Origin of the sequence: Pedobacter sp. B4-66, assembly GCF_018492665.1 — a bacterium.
GTDB lineage: Bacteria > Bacteroidota > Bacteroidia > Sphingobacteriales > Sphingobacteriaceae > Pedobacter.
Genome location: NZ_JAFVME010000001.1, coordinates 716,778 through 738,449 on the forward strand (window position 1 = coordinate 716,778; position 21,672 = coordinate 738,449).

General features: G+C 37.6%; 16 protein-coding genes. 6 read left to right on the forward strand and 10 right to left on the reverse strand.

Translation table 11 applies throughout. The features are described 5' to 3' along the window. Positions 1 to 29: 29 nt before the first annotated feature. Entirely contained in the window at positions 30 to 2,933 is a 2,904-nt protein-coding gene (locus J1905_RS02955) for a TonB-dependent receptor (protein ID WP_214225709.1), read from the reverse strand. A 214-nt stretch (positions 2,934 to 3,147) separates the two neighbouring features. On the opposite strand from J1905_RS02955, the gene J1905_RS02960 reads away from it, so the two are divergent. From J1905_RS02960 to J1905_RS02970, 3 genes are read left to right on the forward strand one after another with little or no spacing between them, the layout of a single operon-like run. Further along, positions 3,148 to 5,589, forward strand: a complete 2,442-nt coding sequence (locus J1905_RS02960; RefSeq protein ID WP_350027961.1) for a penicillin acylase family protein — start codon at positions 3,148 to 3,150, stop codon at positions 5,587 to 5,589. Positions 5,590 to 5,593: 4 nt separating this feature from the next. Further along, a complete protein-coding gene (locus tag J1905_RS02965; protein WP_214225710.1) occupies positions 5,594 to 5,944 on the forward strand; it encodes a hypothetical protein in 351 nt (116 codons plus the stop codon). Between the two features lie 29 nt (positions 5,945 to 5,973). After that, positions 5,974 to 6,957 carry a LuxE/PaaK family acyltransferase gene (locus J1905_RS02970; protein WP_214225711.1) on the forward strand — a complete coding sequence of 328 codons (984 nt, stop codon included), beginning with the start codon at positions 5,974 to 5,976 and terminating at the stop codon, positions 6,955 to 6,957. Between the two features lie 63 nt (positions 6,958 to 7,020). Here the strand turns inward: J1905_RS02970 and tyrS are convergent, their stop codons facing one another. After that, positions 7,021 to 8,307, reverse strand: coding sequence for a tyrosine--tRNA ligase (gene tyrS / locus J1905_RS02975; RefSeq protein ID WP_214225714.1), 1,287 nt, complete (start codon positions 8,305 to 8,307; stop codon positions 7,021 to 7,023). Between the two features lie 104 nt (positions 8,308 to 8,411). Here tyrS and J1905_RS02980 point away from each other — a divergent pair, with 104 nt between their 5' ends. From J1905_RS02980 to dapA, 3 genes are all read left to right on the forward strand, one after another. Beyond that, positions 8,412 to 9,098, forward strand: a complete 687-nt coding sequence (locus tag J1905_RS02980; RefSeq protein WP_214225715.1) for an ACP phosphodiesterase — start codon at positions 8,412 to 8,414, stop codon at positions 9,096 to 9,098. A 61-nt stretch (positions 9,099 to 9,159) separates the two neighbouring features. After that, positions 9,160 to 11,172 (forward strand): NAD-dependent DNA ligase LigA, encoded by a 2,013-nt coding sequence (gene ligA, locus J1905_RS02985; RefSeq protein ID WP_214225716.1) that lies wholly within the window; start codon positions 9,160 to 9,162, stop codon positions 11,170 to 11,172. Between the two features lie 10 nt (positions 11,173 to 11,182). Continuing rightward, a complete protein-coding gene (gene dapA, locus J1905_RS02990; RefSeq protein ID WP_214225717.1) occupies positions 11,183 to 12,064 on the forward strand; it encodes a 4-hydroxy-tetrahydrodipicolinate synthase in 882 nt (293 codons plus the stop codon). Positions 12,065 to 12,141: 77 nt separating this feature from the next. Here the strand turns inward: dapA and J1905_RS02995 are convergent, their stop codons facing one another. The 8 genes from J1905_RS02995 to J1905_RS03030 all read right to left on the reverse strand — a co-directional run bounded on the left by J1905_RS02995 (position 12,142) and on the right by J1905_RS03030 (position 21,672). Next, a complete protein-coding gene (locus tag J1905_RS02995; protein WP_048904203.1) occupies positions 12,142 to 12,318 on the reverse strand; it encodes a BF3379 family histone-like protein in 177 nt (58 codons plus the stop codon). Between the two features lie 258 nt (positions 12,319 to 12,576). Then, the gene (locus J1905_RS03000; protein WP_214225718.1) at positions 12,577 to 13,818 is read right to left on the reverse strand and encodes an aminotransferase class I/II-fold pyridoxal phosphate-dependent enzyme; all 1,242 of its coding nucleotides are present in this window, start codon (positions 13,816 to 13,818) and stop codon (positions 12,577 to 12,579) included. Between the two features lie 159 nt (positions 13,819 to 13,977). Continuing rightward, positions 13,978 to 15,612: a cell division protein FtsZ gene (gene ftsZ / locus J1905_RS03005; protein ID WP_214225719.1), complete on the reverse strand. Its 1,635-nt coding sequence runs from the start codon at positions 15,610 to 15,612 to the stop codon at positions 13,978 to 13,980. 129 nt (positions 15,613 to 15,741) lie between these two features. Continuing rightward, positions 15,742 to 17,100, reverse strand: a complete 1,359-nt coding sequence (ftsA, locus tag J1905_RS03010; protein WP_108203430.1) for a cell division protein FtsA — start codon at positions 17,098 to 17,100, stop codon at positions 15,742 to 15,744. A gap of 51 nt (positions 17,101 to 17,151) precedes the next feature. After that, the gene (locus J1905_RS03015) at positions 17,152 to 18,036 is read right to left on the reverse strand and encodes a cell division protein FtsQ/DivIB (protein ID WP_214225720.1); all 885 of its coding nucleotides are present in this window, start codon (positions 18,034 to 18,036) and stop codon (positions 17,152 to 17,154) included. After that, positions 18,029 to 19,384, reverse strand: a complete 1,356-nt coding sequence (gene murC / locus J1905_RS03020; RefSeq protein WP_214225723.1) for a UDP-N-acetylmuramate--L-alanine ligase — start codon at positions 19,382 to 19,384, stop codon at positions 18,029 to 18,031. Before murC ends, J1905_RS03015 begins: the two co-directional genes overlap by 8 nt. After that, on the reverse strand, positions 19,384 to 20,499 hold the full coding sequence (murG, locus tag J1905_RS03025; protein ID WP_214225939.1) for an undecaprenyldiphospho-muramoylpentapeptide beta-N-acetylglucosaminyltransferase: 1,116 nt from the start codon (positions 20,497 to 20,499) through the stop codon (positions 19,384 to 19,386). Before murG ends, murC begins: the two co-directional genes overlap by 1 nt. Before the next feature lie 9 nt (positions 20,500 to 20,508). Then, complete coding sequence (locus J1905_RS03030; RefSeq protein ID WP_214225725.1) at positions 20,509 to 21,672, reverse strand: FtsW/RodA/SpoVE family cell cycle protein; 1,164 nt, start codon at positions 21,670 to 21,672, stop codon at positions 20,509 to 20,511.

Genomic DNA, 21,672 nt, shown 5'->3' on the forward strand with positions numbered 1-21,672 from the left:
AATTGATGTAGAGCTTAGTTAATTTGATTTTATGGGTTAAATGTGAATCCTATGTAGTAAAGTGCACCTACAGCAGGGTTACCATACGAAGTAAAGTAGTATTTATTTAAAATATTTGATCCTCCAAGTTTAACCATCGATTTTACTGAAGGTATTTTTAAATTAACCTGCGCATCAATTGTGCTGAATGAAGGAACGTTTCCTGAAGCAAAAGATGAGTTCCAGTAAAATTTATCCTGCCAACGATAATTCACATTGAAACCAAAGTTTTTAATAATCTCCTTATTCCCAAGACCTAAATTATAACGAACCTCAGGAGTGTTAAAGTCATTGATATAATTTACAGGAAGATCACCTAATTTGTTGTAAGATACGTTACCACTCAGGTTATATCCACCTATTAAATAATCTAATCCTAAAGCACCACCATAAGAGGTTACTTTACCGGTTGCATTTACAGGCACTCCAAATTTAGAGAAAGATCCGGTTTTCGTGTTTTGTTGAAAAACATCTACTGCCGTAATGAAATCTTTATAAGTATTGTAATAAGCATAAGCATCAATCAGGAATCTTGACCCTAATAATCCTTTGTAACCAACTTCATACGCCTGAACACTTTCCGGACGAACTCCTCTTGGATCGAAATTGTATTTCTGTAATAACCCAGGGTTTGGAGTGCCACTTGCCACAGATCCAAGGAATGCACGGTAACTTACATCTGTATATGGAACATTAGTTGTAAGCATATCATATTTATTTAACATACTCGGTATACCACCAATAAGTCTCTGCAAACCACCTGCAACGGAAAGATCGATATACTGATTCTGGGTTGTTGGATTTCGGTAACCTGTTTGGTATGATACCCTGATGTTGTTATCAGGAGCTACTGTAAGGACACCTGAAATTCTTGGTGTAAAACGCCCATCAAAGTTAGAGCTCTTATCATACCTTCCAGATACAGCTAGTTTGAATTTATCATCAAACATTTTTTTTGCTACCTGAGCGAAAGCTCCGTACTCATTGATGTCAATTTTGTTTGTAAGGTCATCAAAAATAGTACCTCCTGAACGCAACTGATAAATCCTGTACGATCCACCGACCTGTAATTCTACAACATTATTAAGGGCATTTGAAAAATTGTACATTCCCTCGTAATGATACAGATTGGTTTTATCATTAAACCTGGCGCCAGTTCCCGAAGCGATTGTACTATTAACAATTTTATCCTTAGCGGCGTCAAACTGTGGTGTACCAGGTATAAAACGCCCCTGATCAGCAACATTTCTTGCTGCAGCATGGGCTTGTGCATCAGTAATTCCCGGAGTTGTCAATTTGGCACCGATATAAGTACCGATGTATTGTGGATACCAGTCAAGTGATGATTTTGAAGCTTCATTGATGAATGCTCCTAAAATTGAGGAGATGTAAGAATCGCCTGAACGCTCTTGAGTTGTATATCCTCTAACAAAGAAATCTTGTCCTTTTAATTCCAATTTGTATTGTCCGATGCTAAAGTTACGCAATGAGTAACGGTCAGAACCTGTGTATACCGAAGTACCCGTTCCCCAATTTAACTGTGCAATACCCTCTATTGTTGGCGTAAACTTGTAATGTAATGATCCAGATGTTTTAAGTGACTGAGTATTGTAATCAACCAGTGCATTTTCATTATAACCTGTTCTCGTTACTTCCTGATTTGGAAGAATACCCGGATTTTTAAGTCCGAAATAGAATGGCAAGTATTGACCTGCAACTGCAGGACGCAATGGAGCAGGAACATTGCTATTTATTAAGTTTAGATATGCTGGATAGCTAGCTCCCGGCCCAAGATTATCAAGTAATGCTCTCGGATCTAACAAACCTCCGGATGCTGCTAAAATACCCTCACGAACTTTAGGCTCAATACCTTGTTGAACTACACTTCTCATATTTTGAGAACTTTCATCACCATAAACATTTATACCATCGTACGCAGGATCTGAAGCTCTATTTCCTTCTTTAAAAGCGCGTCCGTTACGATCAAAATTGCTATAGTTATCAGCCTGCCAATCTTTTGCCTGCAGGAATGAGAAAGTAGCTTTTACAGCAAACTTGTTATTCCATGATTTTGCCAAACGTACATCCAGCTGGTTGTACTGCTGATTTCCGGTATTATCATCATTTATGTGATTGATCCCTGATTTGTAAGAAAAGCTTGCCCCAGGATAATCAAAAGGGCTTTTAGAGGTCATTAACATAGTACCGCTAATACCACCCGCACCATATAATGCCGAAGAGGCTCCAGGTAGTAGCTCCACATTATCAAGATCAAGATCTGATACTCCGATAATATTTCCTACAGAGAAATTTAATCCAGGAGCCTGATTATCCATCCCATCAACATACTGATTAAAACGATTGTTACCATTAGAGTTAAATCCTCTCGTATTTACAGATTTGAAAGTTAAACTCTGGGTACTGATCTCAACCCCTTTCATATTGTTTAAAGCATCGTAAAATGATGGCGCAGAAAGCTCTTTTAATACCGCGGGCCCCATCCTTTCGACTGACACCGGAGATTCCAAGATTCGTTCCGGAGTTCTGGATGCAGAAATAACTACTTCCTGACCTAAAACTACGGCTGTTTCTATTTCAAAGTCTAAATTGGCAATATTTCCTGTGATTTCTTTTTCAATTGATGTATAACCCACGTAAGAAATAACAATAATAAACGGGCCGGTTTGCTTAACAACAAACGCATATTTACCACTCATATTTGTTGCAGTTGCCGTTGTAGTTCCTTTGACAGTAATCCCAACACCTGGTATTGGTTCCTTAGTGGCTTTATCAGTAACGGCCCCACTAATGGTTACAGTTTGTGCATGGGCTACCACAGCGGTAACACATAGCAATAAACACGTAAAGATTGCTTTAGTAAACGTTTTGCTCATACAGTTAATTTATGTTAGGTTAATTTTATTATAAATATAATAAAATAATTTAATTTTCCAAATCAAATTTCGACGAATATTTAGTTGGTAAAATCCGATTTTCATTGCATTTGATTTAACTTTTATGCTAAATTGCAAAGTCAATATTTTAATATCAAGGGAAGTAGTAACCAAGTACTTTCATTTATGTTTTAGAAGTGCCTTTAACTGAAAAATGATGAATAAAATAAAAGCCCTCATTTGCATTGTTATACCTATACTATTAACGTATGCTCTCAATACAAAATTCGGCGATACTCCCCCACTTCTTAAATTCCTTAACCCTTTTACAGGCTTTTGGCAAAACGCTGAAAAAACATCTGTAAATCCTAATAGAAAACTGATTCTGAAAAATGCACTTCAGAATGTAGACATAGCATTTGACGGTCGAATGATTCCACATATTTTTGCTCAAAACGACCATGATGTTTATTATGCACAAGGTTATGTAACAGCAATGCATCGCCTGTGGCAAATGGACTTCCAAACTCGTTTTGCAGCAGGTAGATTATGTGAAGTAGTTGGCAAAAAGGCAATTGAACTAGATAAATATCAGCGCCGTATGGGAATGGTTTATGGCGCCGAAAAGTCATTGGAGGGAATGATGGCTGATCCTAAATCTAAAGAAATGGTATTAGCCTATACTGCCGGCATTAACGATTACATTCATTCCTTATCGCAGGCAAATTTACCTGTAGAATACAAGTTACTGGACTTTAAACCTGAAGACTGGACACCCTTAAAGTGCGCACTCTTGCTAAAACAGATGTCGGCAGTGTTAGCCATGGGTTCTGACGAGTTTTACATGACCAACATCAGAAAGAAATTTGGAACTGATGTACTTAAAGATTTGTTCCCTGATTATCCATTCAAAGAAGACCCAATTATCCCCGTAGGTACCAAGTGGGACTTTAATCCTCTACCAATACCGACACCTCCGGCTGATGCTTTGAAGGAAATGACGACAGGAAATATACAAACCAAGCAAAAGGAAGAAGGAATTGGAAGTAACAATTGGGCCATTTCTGGTGAAAAAACTGCATCCGGATACCCTATTCTGGCCAACGATCCTCACCTTGACTTAACGCTTCCTTCCATCTGGTATCAAATTCAACTTCATGCTCCAGGGCTAAACAGTTATGGCGTATCATTACCGGGAGCACCCGGTATAATTATTGGATTTAACCAAAATATTGCCTGGGGAGTAACTAATGTTGCAGCCGATGTACTTGATTTTTATCAGATTAAATTTAAAGACAACACTCATAAAAGTTACTGGTATAACAACGAGTGGAAAAATACAACCACACGTTTTGAAAAAATCATAATAAGGGGCAGTAAACCAGAAATCGATACGGTGTATTACACTCATCAGGGACCTGTAGTATACCTTCAAAAACCGGAAAAGTTCTCTAAGGCGAATAACGTCCCTGTCGGTAATGCGCTCAGATGGATTGCACACGAAAAATCTAATGAGCTTAAAACCTTTTATTTACTAAACCGTGGTAAAAATTATACGGACTACCGAAAAGCACTCACTTTTTATACAGCGCCTGCACAAAATTTTGTATTCGCATCCACGGACAATGACATTGCCATTACTGCAAATGGCAAGTTTCCATTAAAATGGAAAGATCAGGGGAAATTTATCTTAGATGGTTCTGATCCTAAAAACGATTGGCAAGGATGGATTCCGGCTGATCAGAATCCTACGGTTAAAAATCCTCCGCGGAATTTTGTTAGCTCGGCAAACCAATCATCAACCGATCCGAGCTATCCTTACTACATTAATTGGGAGTTTAGTCCTTATGAACGCGCCAAGCGTATAAATGATAGATTAACTGTGATGACTAAAGCTACTGCTGATAGCATTAGAATTATGCAAACAGATACTTATAGTATCCATGCCCAAAACATTTTACCTGCAATTTTACCCTTAGTGGATGCCAGCAAACTAAACGCTACACAAAAGGAAGGTTTCTCTTTGGTATCGGCATGGAACAAACGTTATGAGGGAAAAGAAATTGCAGCAAGCATTTTTGATCTATGGACTAAGCGCCTTCAAGACAACCTTTGGGCGGATGATTTTAATGTTGATGGTATTCCAATGCGTTATCCATCCAGAGATAGAACAGTACAGTTAATTTTAACACAACCTGATTCTAAATGGATCGACAATATTAATACACCTGAGAAAGAAACTTTGAGCGATCTGGTAAACGAGGCATTTAAATACTCATGCGATAGCCTGGAACGAAAATACGGGCCGATTGGTGAACGCTGGCAGTGGGCTAATTTAAAACACACTAATGTGCCTCATTTAGCGAAAATACCAGGTTTCGGCTCAAAAACACTAATGATTGGTGGTGGAAAGATGACTATTGATGCATTAAGTGAAAGTAATGGGCCATCGTGGAGAATGGTAATTGAACTAGGAAAAACACCTAAAGGACATGGCGTTTTTCCGGGTGGACAATCAGGAAATCCAGGAAGTAAATTTTATGACAACATGATTGATACCTGGGCAAATGGCGAGCTGTATGATCTTTTCTTTATGCAGTCATTTGATGATCCTTCGGCCAAAATAATCTCTAAATTAAAAATATCCAAAAAATAGCATCATGGTATTTATTGTAATTTTAATAGCCTCTTTTTTACTTCAAATGGTTTTACCATGGTGGGTCGTTGTAGTGATTTCATTTGCCACATGTGGCTTAATTGGTAAAACAGGGAAGATCTCCTTATGGTCGCCATTTCTTGCAATTCTATTGTTATGGACTGGTATGGCTTTATTTAAAAGCTTACCTAACGACAATGTTTTAGCCCTAAGAGTAGCAGGTATGCTTGGCGTAAATTCATGGATATGGGTGCTTGTTTTAAGCGCCATATTAGGTGCATTTATAGCAGCGATTAGTGGTTTTTGCGGTTATCACTTTAGAAAAGCTGTGCTAAGCATGAAAACCAATTCTTAATTAAAACATTGTTGTGTATTTTTGCACACGTGAAGGATTTAATCAGGCAAATTTTCTCTATTGAAACTCAAGAACAGTTTGAACAAATAGCTCTTGAGGTATTTAGGTATCAGGCAAAAAACTGTTTTGTTTATCGTGAATACATCTCGCATCTGAGGATTAAGCCTAATGAAATATCCTCATCAGATCACATCCCCTATTTACCGATCGCCTTTTTTAAAAGTCATGAAGTATTAAGTTCTACTGACGAAATTGAGATCGTTTTTAGTAGTTCAGGGACCACCGGTATGCTGCAAAGCCGACACTTGGTTACTGACGTTAAAATTTACGAACAAAGCTTCAACCTTGCTTTTGAGCAGTTTTACAGTAAGCCTGAGCAAACTTGTTTCCTTGCACTGTTGCCTTCTTACCTGGAGCGTGATGGCTCTTCTTTGATTTATATGGTTGATGCGCTACTAAAACAAAGTAAACACAAAGACAGCGGTTACTTTTTGCACAATCATGACGACTTGTTTGAAAAACTAAAGGAACAACAAGCCTCCGGTCAGAAAACAATTCTAATTGGTGTTACTTATGCCTTGCTCGACTTTGTTGAGCAATACAAAATATCATTCCCAGAATTGGTTGTAATGGAAACAGGTGGTATGAAGGGGAAAAGGAAGGAAATGGTAAGAGAAGAATTACATGAAATACTTCAAGATGGTTTTGGTGTAAACGCCATCCATAGTGAATATGGCATGACTGAGCTTTTATCGCAAGCCTACTCTTATGGAAATGGGATATTTAATTGCCCGCCATGGATGAAGATTAATCTTCGTGATACAAATGACCCTTTAAGCCTGATAGCGAACAACAAAACAGGAGGAATAAATGTTATCGATTTGGCTAACATTTACTCCTGCTCTTTTATAGCGACCCAAGATCTGGGCCGCGTATTTAATGATGGGTCTTTTGAGATTTTAGGCCGTTTTGATAATGCGGATATTAGAGGCTGTAACCTATTGGTTCAATAATCATCATTATCACCCTGACCTTGAAGAAGCTGCGAAGCAAATTTATTTCAGGGTGACGATTCTCTATTTTACAATAAGCAAATAATAGTTCTTTTTACCTTTTTGAACGATAATGAATTTATCATTCAATAGATTCCCATTATTAAAAACACCTTGAGGATCAGCAATTTTTTCTTTGTTTACCGATACTCCGCCACCTTGAATTAGCTTTTTAGCTTCACCTTTAGAAGCGAAAACACTTGATTTCTCGGCAAGCAAAGTAGCTGCATCTATTCCTTGCTCAAGCTCTACTTTTGAAACTTCAAACTGAGGAATACCTTCAAATATCTCTAATACCTGATCGTCATTTAAAGTTTTAAAAAACTCTAAAGAACCATTACCAAATAAAAACTCAGAAGTTTTAATTGCAGTTTCCAATGCCTCAACAGAGTGCGTTCTGATGGTTATATCTTCAGCCAATGCTTTTTGAAGAACACGTAAATGTGGCGCTGTGTCGTGCTCGGCCTCAAGATTTTCTATTTCTTCCTGTGTCTTAAGCGTAAAGATTCTGATCCATTTTTTTGTATCGTCATCAGAAGCATTAAGCCAGAACTGATAGAATTTATATGGCGATGTTTTTGCTGGATCTAACCATACTGCTCCGCTTTCCGTTTTACCAAACTTAGTACCATCAGCTTTTTTAATCAGGTTGGTAGTAACCGCAAATGCAGTACCCGCATCTTTTCTTCTGATTAATTCTGTTCCGGTAACGATATTCCCCCATTGATCTGAACCACCCATTTGTACCAGACAATTATGGTGTTTCCATAAATAATAAAAGTCATATCCTTGAATCAATTGGTAGCAGAACTCTGTAAAAGAAAGTCCAGAATCACCTTCTAATCTTCTTTTAACACTATCTTTTGCCATCATGTAGTTTACAGTGATGTGCTTACCGATGTCTCGGATAAAGGTAAACAGGTTCATATCCTTAAACCAGTCATTATTGTTTACCATCACCGCACCATTGCCTGCCGCTTCAAATTTCAAAAATTTAGAAAGTTGTTTTTTCATCCCGGCAAGGTTATGTTCTACCATGGCCTCCGTCTGAAGATTTCTTTCATCAGATTTACCTGAAGGATCACCTACCATACCGGTAGCTCCACCAACCAAAGCATATGGCTTATGGCCTGCACGTTGAAAATGAATAAGCGTCATAATCTGAGTTAAATGACCTACATGCAATGAATCAGCAGTAGGGTCAAATCCTATATAACCCGCGGTCATTCCTTCATTCAATTTTTCTTCAGTACCGGGCATGATGTCTTGCAACATACCTCTCCAGCGTAGCTCTTCAACGAAATTGGTCATTATTATATCCTTTTGCGGCAAATATAGGAAAACCTATGTTATCCTTTAAATTCAATACACTTCAAAAACAGTTAAATTAAACAAATTTAGCTACTTTTAAAGCAATGAACTTTTTGTCGCATTTTTATTTCGAGAGAGACAACCATGATGAAAACATGGTAATTGGAGTAGTTTTGCCCGATTTTGTAAAGAACGCACAGAAAGACAGCAACTTATATCCATTAAAAGAAAGACGGCTTTTTGAATCTGATGCTAATGAAAATTCCATTCTTAGCGGATGGGCCCGACACATCGCAGTTGATGCTGTTTTTCATTCTTCGGAGTTCTTTAAATTACACACTCACGCTTTAAAGCAAATCATTTTACCTGTACTTGAAGGCAGTCCTGTAAAACCTTTTTTTTTAGCACATATTGGTCTTGAATTAGTACTGGATCATTTATTAACCATTCATGGAACTGTAAACATCAATACTTTTTATGAGCAGCTGGGGCAAGTAAACAAAGAAGCGCTGGATTCATTCCTAAAGAAAAGTGGCGTAGTAGACACCACACTATTCTTTAAATTTCTGAACAGTTTTATTTCGAGTAGATACCTTTTTAGTTACCAAAAGATCGAAAACATTTCTTACGCCTTAAATCGCATTTGTATGCGTTTGTGGGACAGCCCTTTTACAGAACCACAACTTGCATTATTAACGGATAAACTCATTATTTTTAAGTCAGGTATTGAAGATAACTATATGTCAATATTTAGAGATATTGAACTCCATTTAAGTGCCGGTAATCATTAGCACCAAAATATTTCATACAAATCTCAATTAGCTCCTAAAGCTAATTTGTATCTTCGCTCTTATGTCACTATTTGATATAAAAGACAAAATGGATGCATTGGTTAAGGAGCTTAACCAACACAGTTACAATTATTATGTATTAGCAATGCCTACCATTGCAGATTATGAGTTTGACAAAAAACTGGAAGAGCTTACTAAGCTAGAAAAAGAACATCCGGAATTTGCAGACCCAGACTCACCTACCCTAAAAGTTGGCGGCGACATAACGAAAACTTTCACCACTGTAAAGCACAGATGGCCAATGCTTTCTTTAGGCAACACCTATAATGAGCAGGATCTCCGTGATTTTGATGAAAGAGTTAGGAAAACCATTGGCGAAAGCTTTGAGTATGTATGTGAGCTTAAATTTGATGGTCTTTCCATCAGTTTAACTTATGAAGACACTAAGCTTGTAAGAGCCGTTACACGTGGAGATGGGACGAAAGGTGATGATGTAACTACCAACATTAAAACAATCAACAACATCCCTCATAAACTAAAAAGTGAAGAAGTCCCTCCTCTGTTTGAAATCAGAGGTGAAATCTTTATGCATCGTGCGGCCTTTGAACGATTAAATAAAGAACGCGAAGAGCTTGGAGAGGTACAATATGCCAATCCTAGAAATTTTGCCTCAGGAACCGTAAAAATGCAGGATTCGAAAGAAGTTGCAAGACGCCCGCTAGATTGTTTTCTCTATTCTTTAAATACCGATAAGAATTATTTTAAAACGCACTGGGAAAGTCTGCAAACCTTAAAAAGCTGGGGATTTAATGTAAGCGATAACTCTAAACTGGTTAACAGTATTGATGATGTATTGTTATTTATAAAACACTGGGAAACTGAGCGGTTCAAATTATCTTATGATATTGACGGCATTGTAATTAAAGTGAACAGTTATGCACAACAGCAAGAATTAGGCTTCACCGCAAAATCTCCGCGTTGGGCCATATCCTTTAAATTCAAGGCTGAAGAAGTAGAAACTATACTGGAAAGGGTAACTTATCAGGTTGGTCGTACAGGTGCAGTTACTCCTGTTGCCAATTTAAAACCTGTACAACTTGCAGGCACCACTGTTAAAAGAGCTACCCTACATAATGCCAATGAGATTGAAAGACTCGATTTGCATGAAGGAGATAGTGTATTTGTAGAAAAAGGTGGTGAGATTATTCCTAAAATAATTAATGTAAATCTGGAGAAACGTAAAGCGGGTGCACTTAAGATTATTTATCCTTCTACCTGCCCTGAGTGTGGTGCAGAACTGATTAGAAAAGAAGGCGAGGTTGCGTTTTACTGTCCTAATGATGAAGCTTGTCCACCACAAATTGTAGGCAAGATCCAACATTTCATTGGCAGAAAGGCCATGAATATCGACGGTCTTGGAGATGAAACCATAGAAACATTTTATCAGAAGGGCTTAGTAAAACACATCAGTGATTTATATACACTTCATGAAAAAGCTGAGGAATTGAAAACACTAGATCGTTTTGGTGAGCGTTCTATAGAAAATATGCTGAAAGGTATTGAACTTTCTAAACAAATGCCTTTTGAAAAAGTACTGTTTGGCCTGGGGATAAGATATGTGGGAGAAACTGTTGCCAAAAAATTAGCTTTTGGCACTAAAGATATTGAGAAACTATCAACAGCCAACCTTGAAGAGCTAACGGCAATAGATGAAATTGGACAGCGTATTGCGGAAAGTATCATTGAATATTTTGGAAATCCCGAACATTTACATCAAATTGGCCTTTTAAAATCCTACGGACTTCAATTTGAAGCTATAGAAAATGAAATTGCTTTACAAAGTGACAAATTAACTGGAAAAACATTTGTAATTTCGGGCGTTTTTGAAAATTATAGCAGAGAAGAACTTAAGGATCTGATAGAAAGCAATGGTGGTAAAATATTAAGCGGCATTTCAGCAAAGCTTAATTACCTGCTTGCCGGCGACAATATGGGTCCGTCTAAACTGGATAAAGCGAAAAAACTGAATGTACCACTGATTTCAGAGGGTGATTTATTAGAGATGTTGAAATAATAACTAAACAATGAACAAATTTCACGGAACGGGTGTAGCATTGGTTACGCCATTTAATGCAGATGGGTCGGTAGATTTTGATGGGTTGAAAAACCTGATCAATTACCAGATCGAAGGAAAGGTAGAATACCTGGTATCATTAGGTACTACAGGAGAAGCATCAACACTCAATAAAGACGAAAAGAAGAAGATCTGGGAATTTACAGCAGAAATAAACAATGGCCGCTTACCGTTAATTGCCGGTATTGGCGGTAATGATACACGAGCTATTGCACAAAATATAAAAGATTTTGAAGTAAACGGTTATGAGGCCATTTTATCTGCAAGCCCATACTATAATAAACCAACTCAAGAAGGTATTTACCAACATTATAAAGCACTTAGTGAATCCAGCTCCTTGCCAATTTTCTTGTACAATGTACCAGGGCGCACAGGAAGCAACATCAGTGCTGAAACGACTTGTCGTTTAGCCACTGATTTCAAGAACATCATTGCGATTAAAGAGGCCTCTGGAAATTTCGATCAGTTTAATCAGATCATGAGAGATAAACCAGCGGATTTCATGTTAATTTCAGGTGATGATCCGGTTGCCATGCCAATGATTTCAATAGGTGCGGTTGGTGTAATATCTGTTATTGGAAATGCGTTACCAAAACAACTGTCTGACATGATAAGATTGTGTTTAGCTGGTGACTTTGCCAAAGCTCTTCCTTTACACCTTAGCTTGATCGAATTTACAAGATTAATGTTTGCAGAAGGCAATCCGGCTGGCGCTAAAGCCGCATTGAAACACCTTGATGTTTGTGAAGATAACCTTAGACTTCCTTTAGTTCAAGTATCTTCGAATATACGTGAGGCGATTATTGCAGAAGCAAATAAGATTACCGCATAGGAAATATAACCTAATAAAAAAAGCGTCCCGAATTATCGAGACGCTTTTTTTTCATCAAAACAAAAATAGGGGTGGTTCTAACCTTTATTTTTTGTTTCTTGAATCTCTAAACGAATAGTTTGAGCTAAGTTCTTAAGGTCCTGCATACCTTTACGTACACGTGTACCTGCAGCGCTGTTCGCCTTGTTGTAGAATTTGTCGGCATCAGCTTCTAAAGCTGCTACAAGTTCTTTTACTTCATTAAATTTTTTCATCGTTAATTTACTCCTTTTAGGTTTTTAAGGTTTTGATTAATACTCTATTACTAAAGTAAGATGTTTATTTTACAAAAAAAACTTTTGGAATAATAAAAAAATGCCCATAACACTGTTTTTTTCCACATTTAAAGGGGTTATTCACAATTAAATCTTCATAAAACAAATTCACATAACTGAAAATCAATAGATTACAAAAAAGCATTCAACAAAAAAGGCCCTCTAACTATGCTAGAGGGCCTTTTACATTAAATAATGTTATGCTATTGAGAATTGATTCTCTTTGTAGTATCCACTTTTCAATTTATCAGAAACCTCACTAAAGGCATCTAATGTGCGCTGTACATCTTCCATTGTGTGAACAGCTGTTGGTATCAACCTAAGCTCAATCAGTCCTTTAGGGATAACAGGATACACTACAATCGAGCAGAATATTCCGTAGTTCTCACGAAGATCCATTGTAAGCGCAGTAGCTTCCAACAATTCACCCTTTAAGAATACCGGAGTAACCATTGTATTTGTTACGCCTAAATCGAAACCACGCTCTCTAAGACCTTTTTGCAATGTAGTAGCTACATTCCATAATTTCTCTCTAAGCTCAGGGTTGTTCTTTAATAACTCTAACCTTTTTAACAAACCAATAACCATTGGCATTGGTAATGCTTTAGCAAAAGTTTGAGAACGCATGTTGTAACGGAAGAAATTAGTCATTTCTTCTGTAGAAGCAACAAACGCACCAATACCAGCCATAGACTTAGCGAAAGTACCGAAGTAAACATCAACCCCATCTATACAGTTTTGCTCTTCGTGAGTACCTGCGCCGGTAGGTCCCATAGTACCAAAACCATGAGCATCATCAATCAATAAACGGAAGTTAAATTCCTTTTTAAGATCAACAAGTTCTTTCAATCTTCCTTGTGCACCCGACATGCCGAAAACACCTTCAGTAATTACAAGAATACCGCCACCACTTTGTTCAACAAGCTTAGTTGCTCTTTCAAGTTGTTTACGTGCGCTGTCAATATCGTTATGTTTATATACAAAACGTTTACCCATATGTAAACGCAATCCGTCAATGATACATGCATGAGATTCAGCATCATAAACAATAACATCATTTCTATCTACAAGACTATCAATGATAGAAACCATCCCTTGATAACCATAGTTTAATAAGAAAGCATCTGGTTTACCTACAAACGCTGCAAGTTCCTGCTCTAATTGTTCATGGTATTTAGAGTTACCCGACATCATACGAGCACCCATAGGATAAGCCATTCCAAATTCTGCAGCACCCTTTAAATCAGCTTCCCTTACTTCAGGGTGATTAGCTAAACCTAAGTAGTTATTTAAACTCCATACCAGGTGTTCTTTACCGCGGAAATTCATGTGAGGAGCGATATCGCCCTCTAATTTAGGAAATGAAAAATATCCATGTGACCATTTGTGATGTTGCCCAATCGGGCCCATATGCTTTGCTATCTTTTCAAAAATATCCAATGTTATATGTATTAAGTTCTTTTATTTTTTTTTGCAAATTTAAGGTTAATATGACTGATACGCAACATCAGCATGTACCAAGGCGAATACGCTATTATTATGCCAAAAAAGCCTTAACATATTTATTGCTAAGGCTTTTTGTTTTTTATATGTTAATAATTAATCAACATTATCATGAAGGAAAGAATTGTTAGGTCTGATTTCAGTTGATCCATCTTCATCATTACTTAAAGTAAATCTTGAAACCTGAGATTCAGATGAGTGCTGAACCTGCTGTAATTGCATTTGCTTACGTTTATAAGCTGGCTCATTCTCCAACTCCTGTAAACCATTGCTGGTTCTTAATTTCATACTAAGATCTTTTAATCTTAAGATTCTCTCTTTTGATTTTTTTAACTGATCTTCTATTGATTCATCGTTTTTGTCATCATCAGCTCCTGCTTCATGAACTTCTTCTCTATGAGGTTCAACATCGTTATTAAAAACAGATGCAGGGGTTTCAAATACAAAATCAGTTTCGGCAAGCTTAATTTCGAATTCAAAGCCTGAAGACTCTTGATGAGTTTCCTGAATAGGCTCTTCTTCAATTAAGGTATGTCTTACAATTGTATTTTCTGGTTCGTCAACTTTTCTGGCTTTGTTGATGTTGAACAAATCACCGAAAAGATCAGATTGCTTTATTTCTTCTTTAGCTTTCATTACCGGCTCCTGAGAAGGAACCTCAGTCTTAGGCTGTATGAAAGAGTTAACAGGCTCTACAGGACGCACCATCGGCGCTTCTTCGGGAGTTAATAAAGAGATTTTTTTAACGTTCTTCTTATCTTCTTCGCGCTGTTCTTTAGTTTGGAAACCAGTAGCAATAATAGTTACTGATAATCTTTCACCAAGGTTCTCATCAATACAGTTACCCCAGATCAAATCAGCAGAAAGACCTGCTTTTTCCTGAATGTAATCAGTGATGATAGTAACCTCATCCATTGTTACTTCCTGTACTCCAGAACTAATATTTAACAAAATATATCTTGCACCTTCAATCTCATTATCTTTCAACAATGGAGAAGCTAAAGCGCCTTCAACAGCATTCAATGCTCTATTTTCGCCTTCGCATGCAAAACTACCCATTATAGACACACCACTGTCTTTCATAACAGTACGCACATCTTTAAAATCCACGTTGATATATCCGGGTACAGTTATAATCTCCGCAATTCCTTTTGCTGCAGTTGTTAAAATATCATCCGCCTGGGCAAATGCTGAACCTAAAGTAAGGTTACCGAATATTTCACGCAACCTGTCGTTAGAAATAACAAGGTAAGAATCTACATATTTTTTCAGTTCATCCAAACCATCGTTAGCTTGCATTTTACGTCTTTTACCTTCAAAGGCAAAAGGAGTAGTAATGATTGCTACCGTTAAAATATCTAATTCTTTAGCAGCTTTGGCAATGATTGGACTGGCCCCTGTTCCGGTACCTCCACCCATTCCCGCGGTGATGAACAACATTTTTGTAGTGCTGCCCAACATCTGCTTAATATCATCAATATTCTCTATGGCTGAATTTTTACCAACTTCAGGGATTGAGCCCGCTCCCATACCTTCAGTTAAACTTGCACCAAGTTGAACCTTATTAGGAATAGGACTAAACTCCAAAGCCTGAGCATCAGTATTACAAATGATGAAGTCTACACCTGTAATTCCAGAACGGTACATATGGTTTACCGCATTACCTCCACCGCCACCAACACCAATTACCTTGATGATTGACGACTTATCTTTTAACATTTCAAACTGCATATCTTTATGAATCAGTTATTTAAAAATTCGTTTTTCCTGTTCATCTCTCTATGTAATATTAACACTTTTTTAACAGGCGTTTTCCACAACTGTTAAGAATGTGGAAAACTCGCGTTTTGTTGAAAAATATTACGGCTTTATATAATCTTCATCACTAACATTCATGTCGTCTTTGATGAAATCCTTCGTTTTTGCAAGGAGTTTATCAAACAATCCGCCACCTGAACGCTTCACTTTTTCTTTATCTTTTGGTCGCTCAACAAATACTCCCGGCTGCTTCATCTCTTCAAGCAACTCCTCAGCTTTTTGTATTCCTTTAATTAACAAACCAACACTGGTAGCATACATTGGGCTTTTCAAATCATCATAGATGGTTTTAGGCATATCTTCATATTTAGACAAATGCTCATTTGGATATCCAACGCGGCAATCTAATCCGGTTACATATTCTACCAACTGCGACAAGTGTTTCAACAAAGCACCACCACCTGTAATCACTACTCCTCCGATTAGTTTTTTCTCATATCCTGAAGATTTGATTTCGTAATAAACATGCTCAATAATTTCCTCCATACGGGCCTGGATTACATAAGCAAGATTTTTCACAGAAATCTCTTTAGGTTCTCTTCCTCTTAATCCTGGAACACAAATAATCTCGTTCTCTTTATTTTCTTCAGCAAGTGCTGAACCAAAACGGGTTTTCAACAACTCTGCCTGATTTCTCATCACAGAACACCCCTCTCTGATATCTTCCGTTACGCTATTGCCTCCAAAAGGAATAACAGCAGTATGACGGATAATTCCTTCATGGAAAATTGCAATATCGGTAGTACCACCACCTATATCAACTAAAGCAACACCTGCTTCTTTCTCTTCGTCGCTCAACACCGATTCAGAAGAAGCTAATGGCTCCAGTATTAATTCCTGAGTTTGTAAACCTGCATTGGTTACACACCTCATTATATTTTTTACCGCAGTAACCTGACCAGAAATGATGTGGAAGTTTGCTTCCAAACGTACTCCCGCCATTCCAATAGGATCTTTAATACCTGGTTCATTGTCGATAGTAAACTCTTGTGGCAAAACATGAATGATTTCTTCTCCTGGGGGCATAACCAGTTTGAACATATCATCAATTAATTTGTCAATATCTTTCTTCCCTATCTCATTATTTAACTCTCTCCTGGTCAAAATACCTCGGTGTTGTAAACTTTTGATATGCTGGCCAGCGATACCTACATTAACAACGCGGATTTCGACGTTCGATTGCCCACTTGCAAGTTCCACCGCCTGAGATATCCCCTGAACTGTTTTTTGGATATTGGATACCACACCACGTGTTACCCCTGCGGATTCTGCTTTTCCTATACCTAATACTTCTATTTTTCCGTGTTGTGTTCTGCGACCAACGATCACACAGATCTTAGTAGTACCAATATCCAATCCTACTACAATTGGAGACTGAGTGGTTAATTTTTCTTTGCCCATAACTATATTGATTTGTTGAGTTTTTTATTCTTGTTTTTCCTGGTATCTGTATTAATTGTCTTCCTTTAGTTCATCCGGCATCTCTTCACGCACCATTGTATCTATCGGCTTCTTATCCGTAGAATCTAGACCCGCTTTAGCTCCCCCGGTTAAAGAATCAACCTTGTTCTTTTCGCAAACAACCTGGTTGGTATATTTTATATTGATGGTTTTATAAGTGTCCCATCCCACCTTAGGCATTGCCTTGTTGTAAAAAGCACGTAGGTTCCTCATCTTAACTTCCAAAGAATCCGCACTTCCCAAAATGATCCGCTGATTACCTACTCTTGGCACCAATTCAATATCATTCTTATCATTTACAACCAATTGTTCAATCTGCGCATCCCACAGTGTATCCTGCTCTATGTAGAATGCCGTTTTATATAAATCTTTCGCGAGCTTAGTAATTAAAGTATCAACCTTACCACTAAAGCTTTCCAATATTCTTCCATTTGCCACCAATACACTGGCGGTAAAGTTTGGAGAAATTGGCATTTTCAGTCCATTTCTATCAATATAGAAGTCCTGATCACTAGCATTTATTATCCTTAATATCGGCTGACGCTGCTTAACATTAATATGAATTACTCCATTCATATCAGCATAAACTGTTGCAAAAGCGATATAAGGATTGGCTTTTAACTTTTGCTCTATCTGCTCAAGATTGATCTGCTCTAATTTCTGTCCGATCAATACTCCCTGACTCTGTTTTAAAATTGCGTCTACTTCTTCCCTCTCAATAAAATTATCCGCTCCCGGAATTAAGATTTTAATATTGGTACAAGTCACAGTATTTTTCTTAATGCTCACAAAACTCATGAGCACTATGGTTCCGGCCAGACTAACTATCCAGGCAAAACCTTTAAATACCGATCTCCAATCTATTCTCTTAAGCATTCGTTAACAGAGTTTTTAATGGTTGTATCAATGTATCTATATCTCCAGCTCCTACAGTTAAAAGTAACTCAGGCTGTTTATTCTTTATGCGTTGCACAACTAAATCTTTTCCACATATCTCTTTGTTATTCAACGAGATCTTATCCAACAAATACTGCGAATTAATCCCTTCCAGCGGCAATTCTCTGGCAGGGTAAATTTCTAACAATACCAAATCATCTGCTGTGCTTAAAACTTTCGCAAAATCATCTGCAAAGTCTCGGGTACGGGTAAACAAATGCGGCTGAAAGATCACAGTTAGTTTCTTATCAGGATACAGTTGTCTCACTGCATTAAAGCAGGCTCTTAATTCTTCAGGATGATGTGCATAATCATCGATATAAATATGCTCCGGAGAATTTACGATATACTCAAATCTTCTCTTTACACCTTTAAAATTACCTACAGCAGTTTTTATTTTATCAGGATCAATCCCTAATTTCAAAGCAACTGCAATTGCAGCCACCGTATTTTCTACGTTATGTTTTCCAGGAAGCATCAGGCTGATTCCTTCGATCAAATGCTCACCATCACTATAATCGAACACAAAACTTGCATTTTCCACCCTGATGTTTTGCGCCTTAACCTGTGAATCCAGATCTGCGCTATAGCTTATAGCACCTGATAATGGCAAACCTTTTTTCGCAAACAGTGTTCCCTCAGGTTTTAGCTGACCGGCAAACAACTTAAATGATTCCTGCAATTGCGAAGCATCACCGTAAATATCCAGGTGATCTGCATCCATAGAAGTGATTACAGAAATATCCGGATATAATGTCAAGAATGAACGATCATACTCATCAGCCTCAACAACTACTACATTATTACTACCAATTAAAAAGTTACTGTTATAATTGGTAGCTATCCCTCCTAAAAAGGCAGTACAGCCGTATCCAGTATCCGTTAAAATATGCGCTACTACTGATGAAGTAGTGGTTTTACCATGTGTACCGGCAACAGCAATACAAAACTGTCCTTTACTGATGATACCTAAAACCTCAGAGCGTTTCTTAAGTTTAAAACCATGCCCTTTAAAATAATTCAGTATTTGAGTATCCTTAGGGATAGCAGGAGTATAAACAACTAGTGTTTCTTTATCATCTATAGTAAAGCAATTAGGCAAAGTATCTTCATTATCTACATAAGATATCAAGACCCCTTCTTGCTCAAGGGCTGTCGTAAGATTGGTTTTTGTCTTGTCATAACCGCACACAATACACTTCCTCTTTACAAAATAGCGAGCAAGTGCACTCATTCCAATTCCACCAATCCCTACAAAATAAACTCTTTTTATATTGTCCAGTTCCATTATTTATGCCCTCCCTTTCCAGCTAAATTTAAAACCTGTTGTGCAATCAGATTATCGGCATCAGGCAAAGCCATCCGACCAATATTCTCAGAGAAAACTTTACTTCTTTCCTTGTCCTTTAATAAGGCCAAAGCTTCAAGAACCAGTGTATCTTCGGCAGAACGATCTGCAATTAAAAGTGCGGCATTGTTTTTCACTAAAGCCAAAGCATTTTTAGTTTGATGGTCTTCAGCAACATTTGGCGAAGGAACCAGAATAACAGGTTTCTTAATCAAACATAATTCTGCAATAGTACCTGCTCCGGCTCTTGATATAATAACATCAGCCGCTGCATAAGCCATATCCATCTTGTTCAGGAATTCCAAAATGCGTACATTCGGATGAAAATTTAAACCTAAACGTTCAACAATTCCTTTATAATAGAACTTACCTGTTTGCCATATTACCTGCACATCTTCCTTCAGTATTTCCGGCAAGTGCTTTTCAATACTTTTATTTAATGTGCCAGCGCCTAAACTACCACCAGTAACCAGTATTGTTTTTTTAAGCGGATCAAGCTTTAACAATTCTGCTCCTGCATGATGCTTATTTAAAATATCGACAACATCTTTCCTCACAGGATTTCCAGTTTTCAATATATTGACAGCAGGAAAAAACTGATCCATGTCATCAAAAGCCACACAAACTTTAGCAGCCTTTTTGCCCAACCATTTATTGGTTATACCTGCATAAGAGTTTTGCTCTTGTATCAGGTACGGGATATTTTTTAATGATGCAGCGTATAATATAGGTCCGGATGCATACCCCCCAACCCCAACAACTACATCAGGTTTAAATTCAGAGATTAGCTGTATTGCCTTTCTCACACTTCCTAAAAGCTTAAATGGCAAACCAAGGTTCTTAATAATAGATCCTCTCTGAATACCACTGATATTTAAACCGACGATTTTATATCCGGCAGCAGGAACTTTTTCCATTTCCATTCTGCCGATAGCGCCAACAAATAATATTTCGCATTCGGGCTCCATACGCTTTAGCGCATTGGCAATAGATATGGCCGGAAAAATATGTCCGCCAGTACCGCCACCTGAAATAATTACTCTTATTGGTTTCATCATCTTACATTATGCCATTGCAGGTATTTCACCTACAATTACTTTCTTATTATTCTCTTCAACATCCTTACTCACACTCAATATTATACCAAATGCAATACTTGTAAATAACAAAGAGGTTCCTCCCATACTTACCAGCGGTAAAGGAACACCGGTAACCGGCCCCAAACCTACTGCAACAGCCATATTTGCAAAGGCTTGTATGGTTAAACTAAAACTTAATCCCGCTGCCAATAGCGCACCAAATGCCTTGGGTGCTCTGGTTACAATCTTTATACATCGATAAAGCAATACCAGATACAATGACATTACAATTATCCCTCCAATTGTTCCGTATTCTTCAATAATCATTGCAAAAACAAAATCGGAATAAGGGTGAGGCAAAAAGTTCTTTTCAATACTATTTCCGGGTCCTTTACCAAACACACCACCAGAGGCCAGTGCAATTTTTGAATGATCTGACTGGAATGTTTTATCCGAGTTCTGACGTTCGGGATGTATGTAAGTCTCAATACGAGATTTATATACTTCTCTACGTGGACCTAAAAAAGCTACAAAAAGTAAAAGAACAAAGCCTCCAGCACACACCATCATAATCTGTTTAATACTGATTCGGCCAATAATCAGCAACAAAATACTTACACCAAATAGCATTAAAGCTGTCGACATATTTGCCCATGCAATCAGCACAAATACCGCACAAACAGAGCCCATAATAGGAATAAATGCCTCTTTAACATCTTTAATATTCTCCTGTTTTCGGGTCAGCATTCTTGCCAAAAACGTAATAAGGGCCAGTTTAGCTAAATCGGATGTCTGAAATGTTAAGCCAATCAAAGGTATCTTCACCCATCTTGACGCCTCGTTCACGTTTGCTCCAAAAATCAGTGTATACACCAGTAATGGAATTGTAATCACCATCAACACTTTAGAGATTCCGGCGTAATATCGATAATCCAAGAGGTGGGCTATATAAATCATAGCTATACCTATCAGTACAAAGATTACATGCTTGGTAAGCAATAATTTTTCCACTCCCACACCACGCTTAAATGCCAAAGTACTGGTAGAACTATATACTACCAAAATGGAAATAAGCGACAACAAAATGATGATCAGCCAAATCCAGCGATCTCCTTTTGTTTTGTCCAGAAGTTTATTTATTGCAAACAT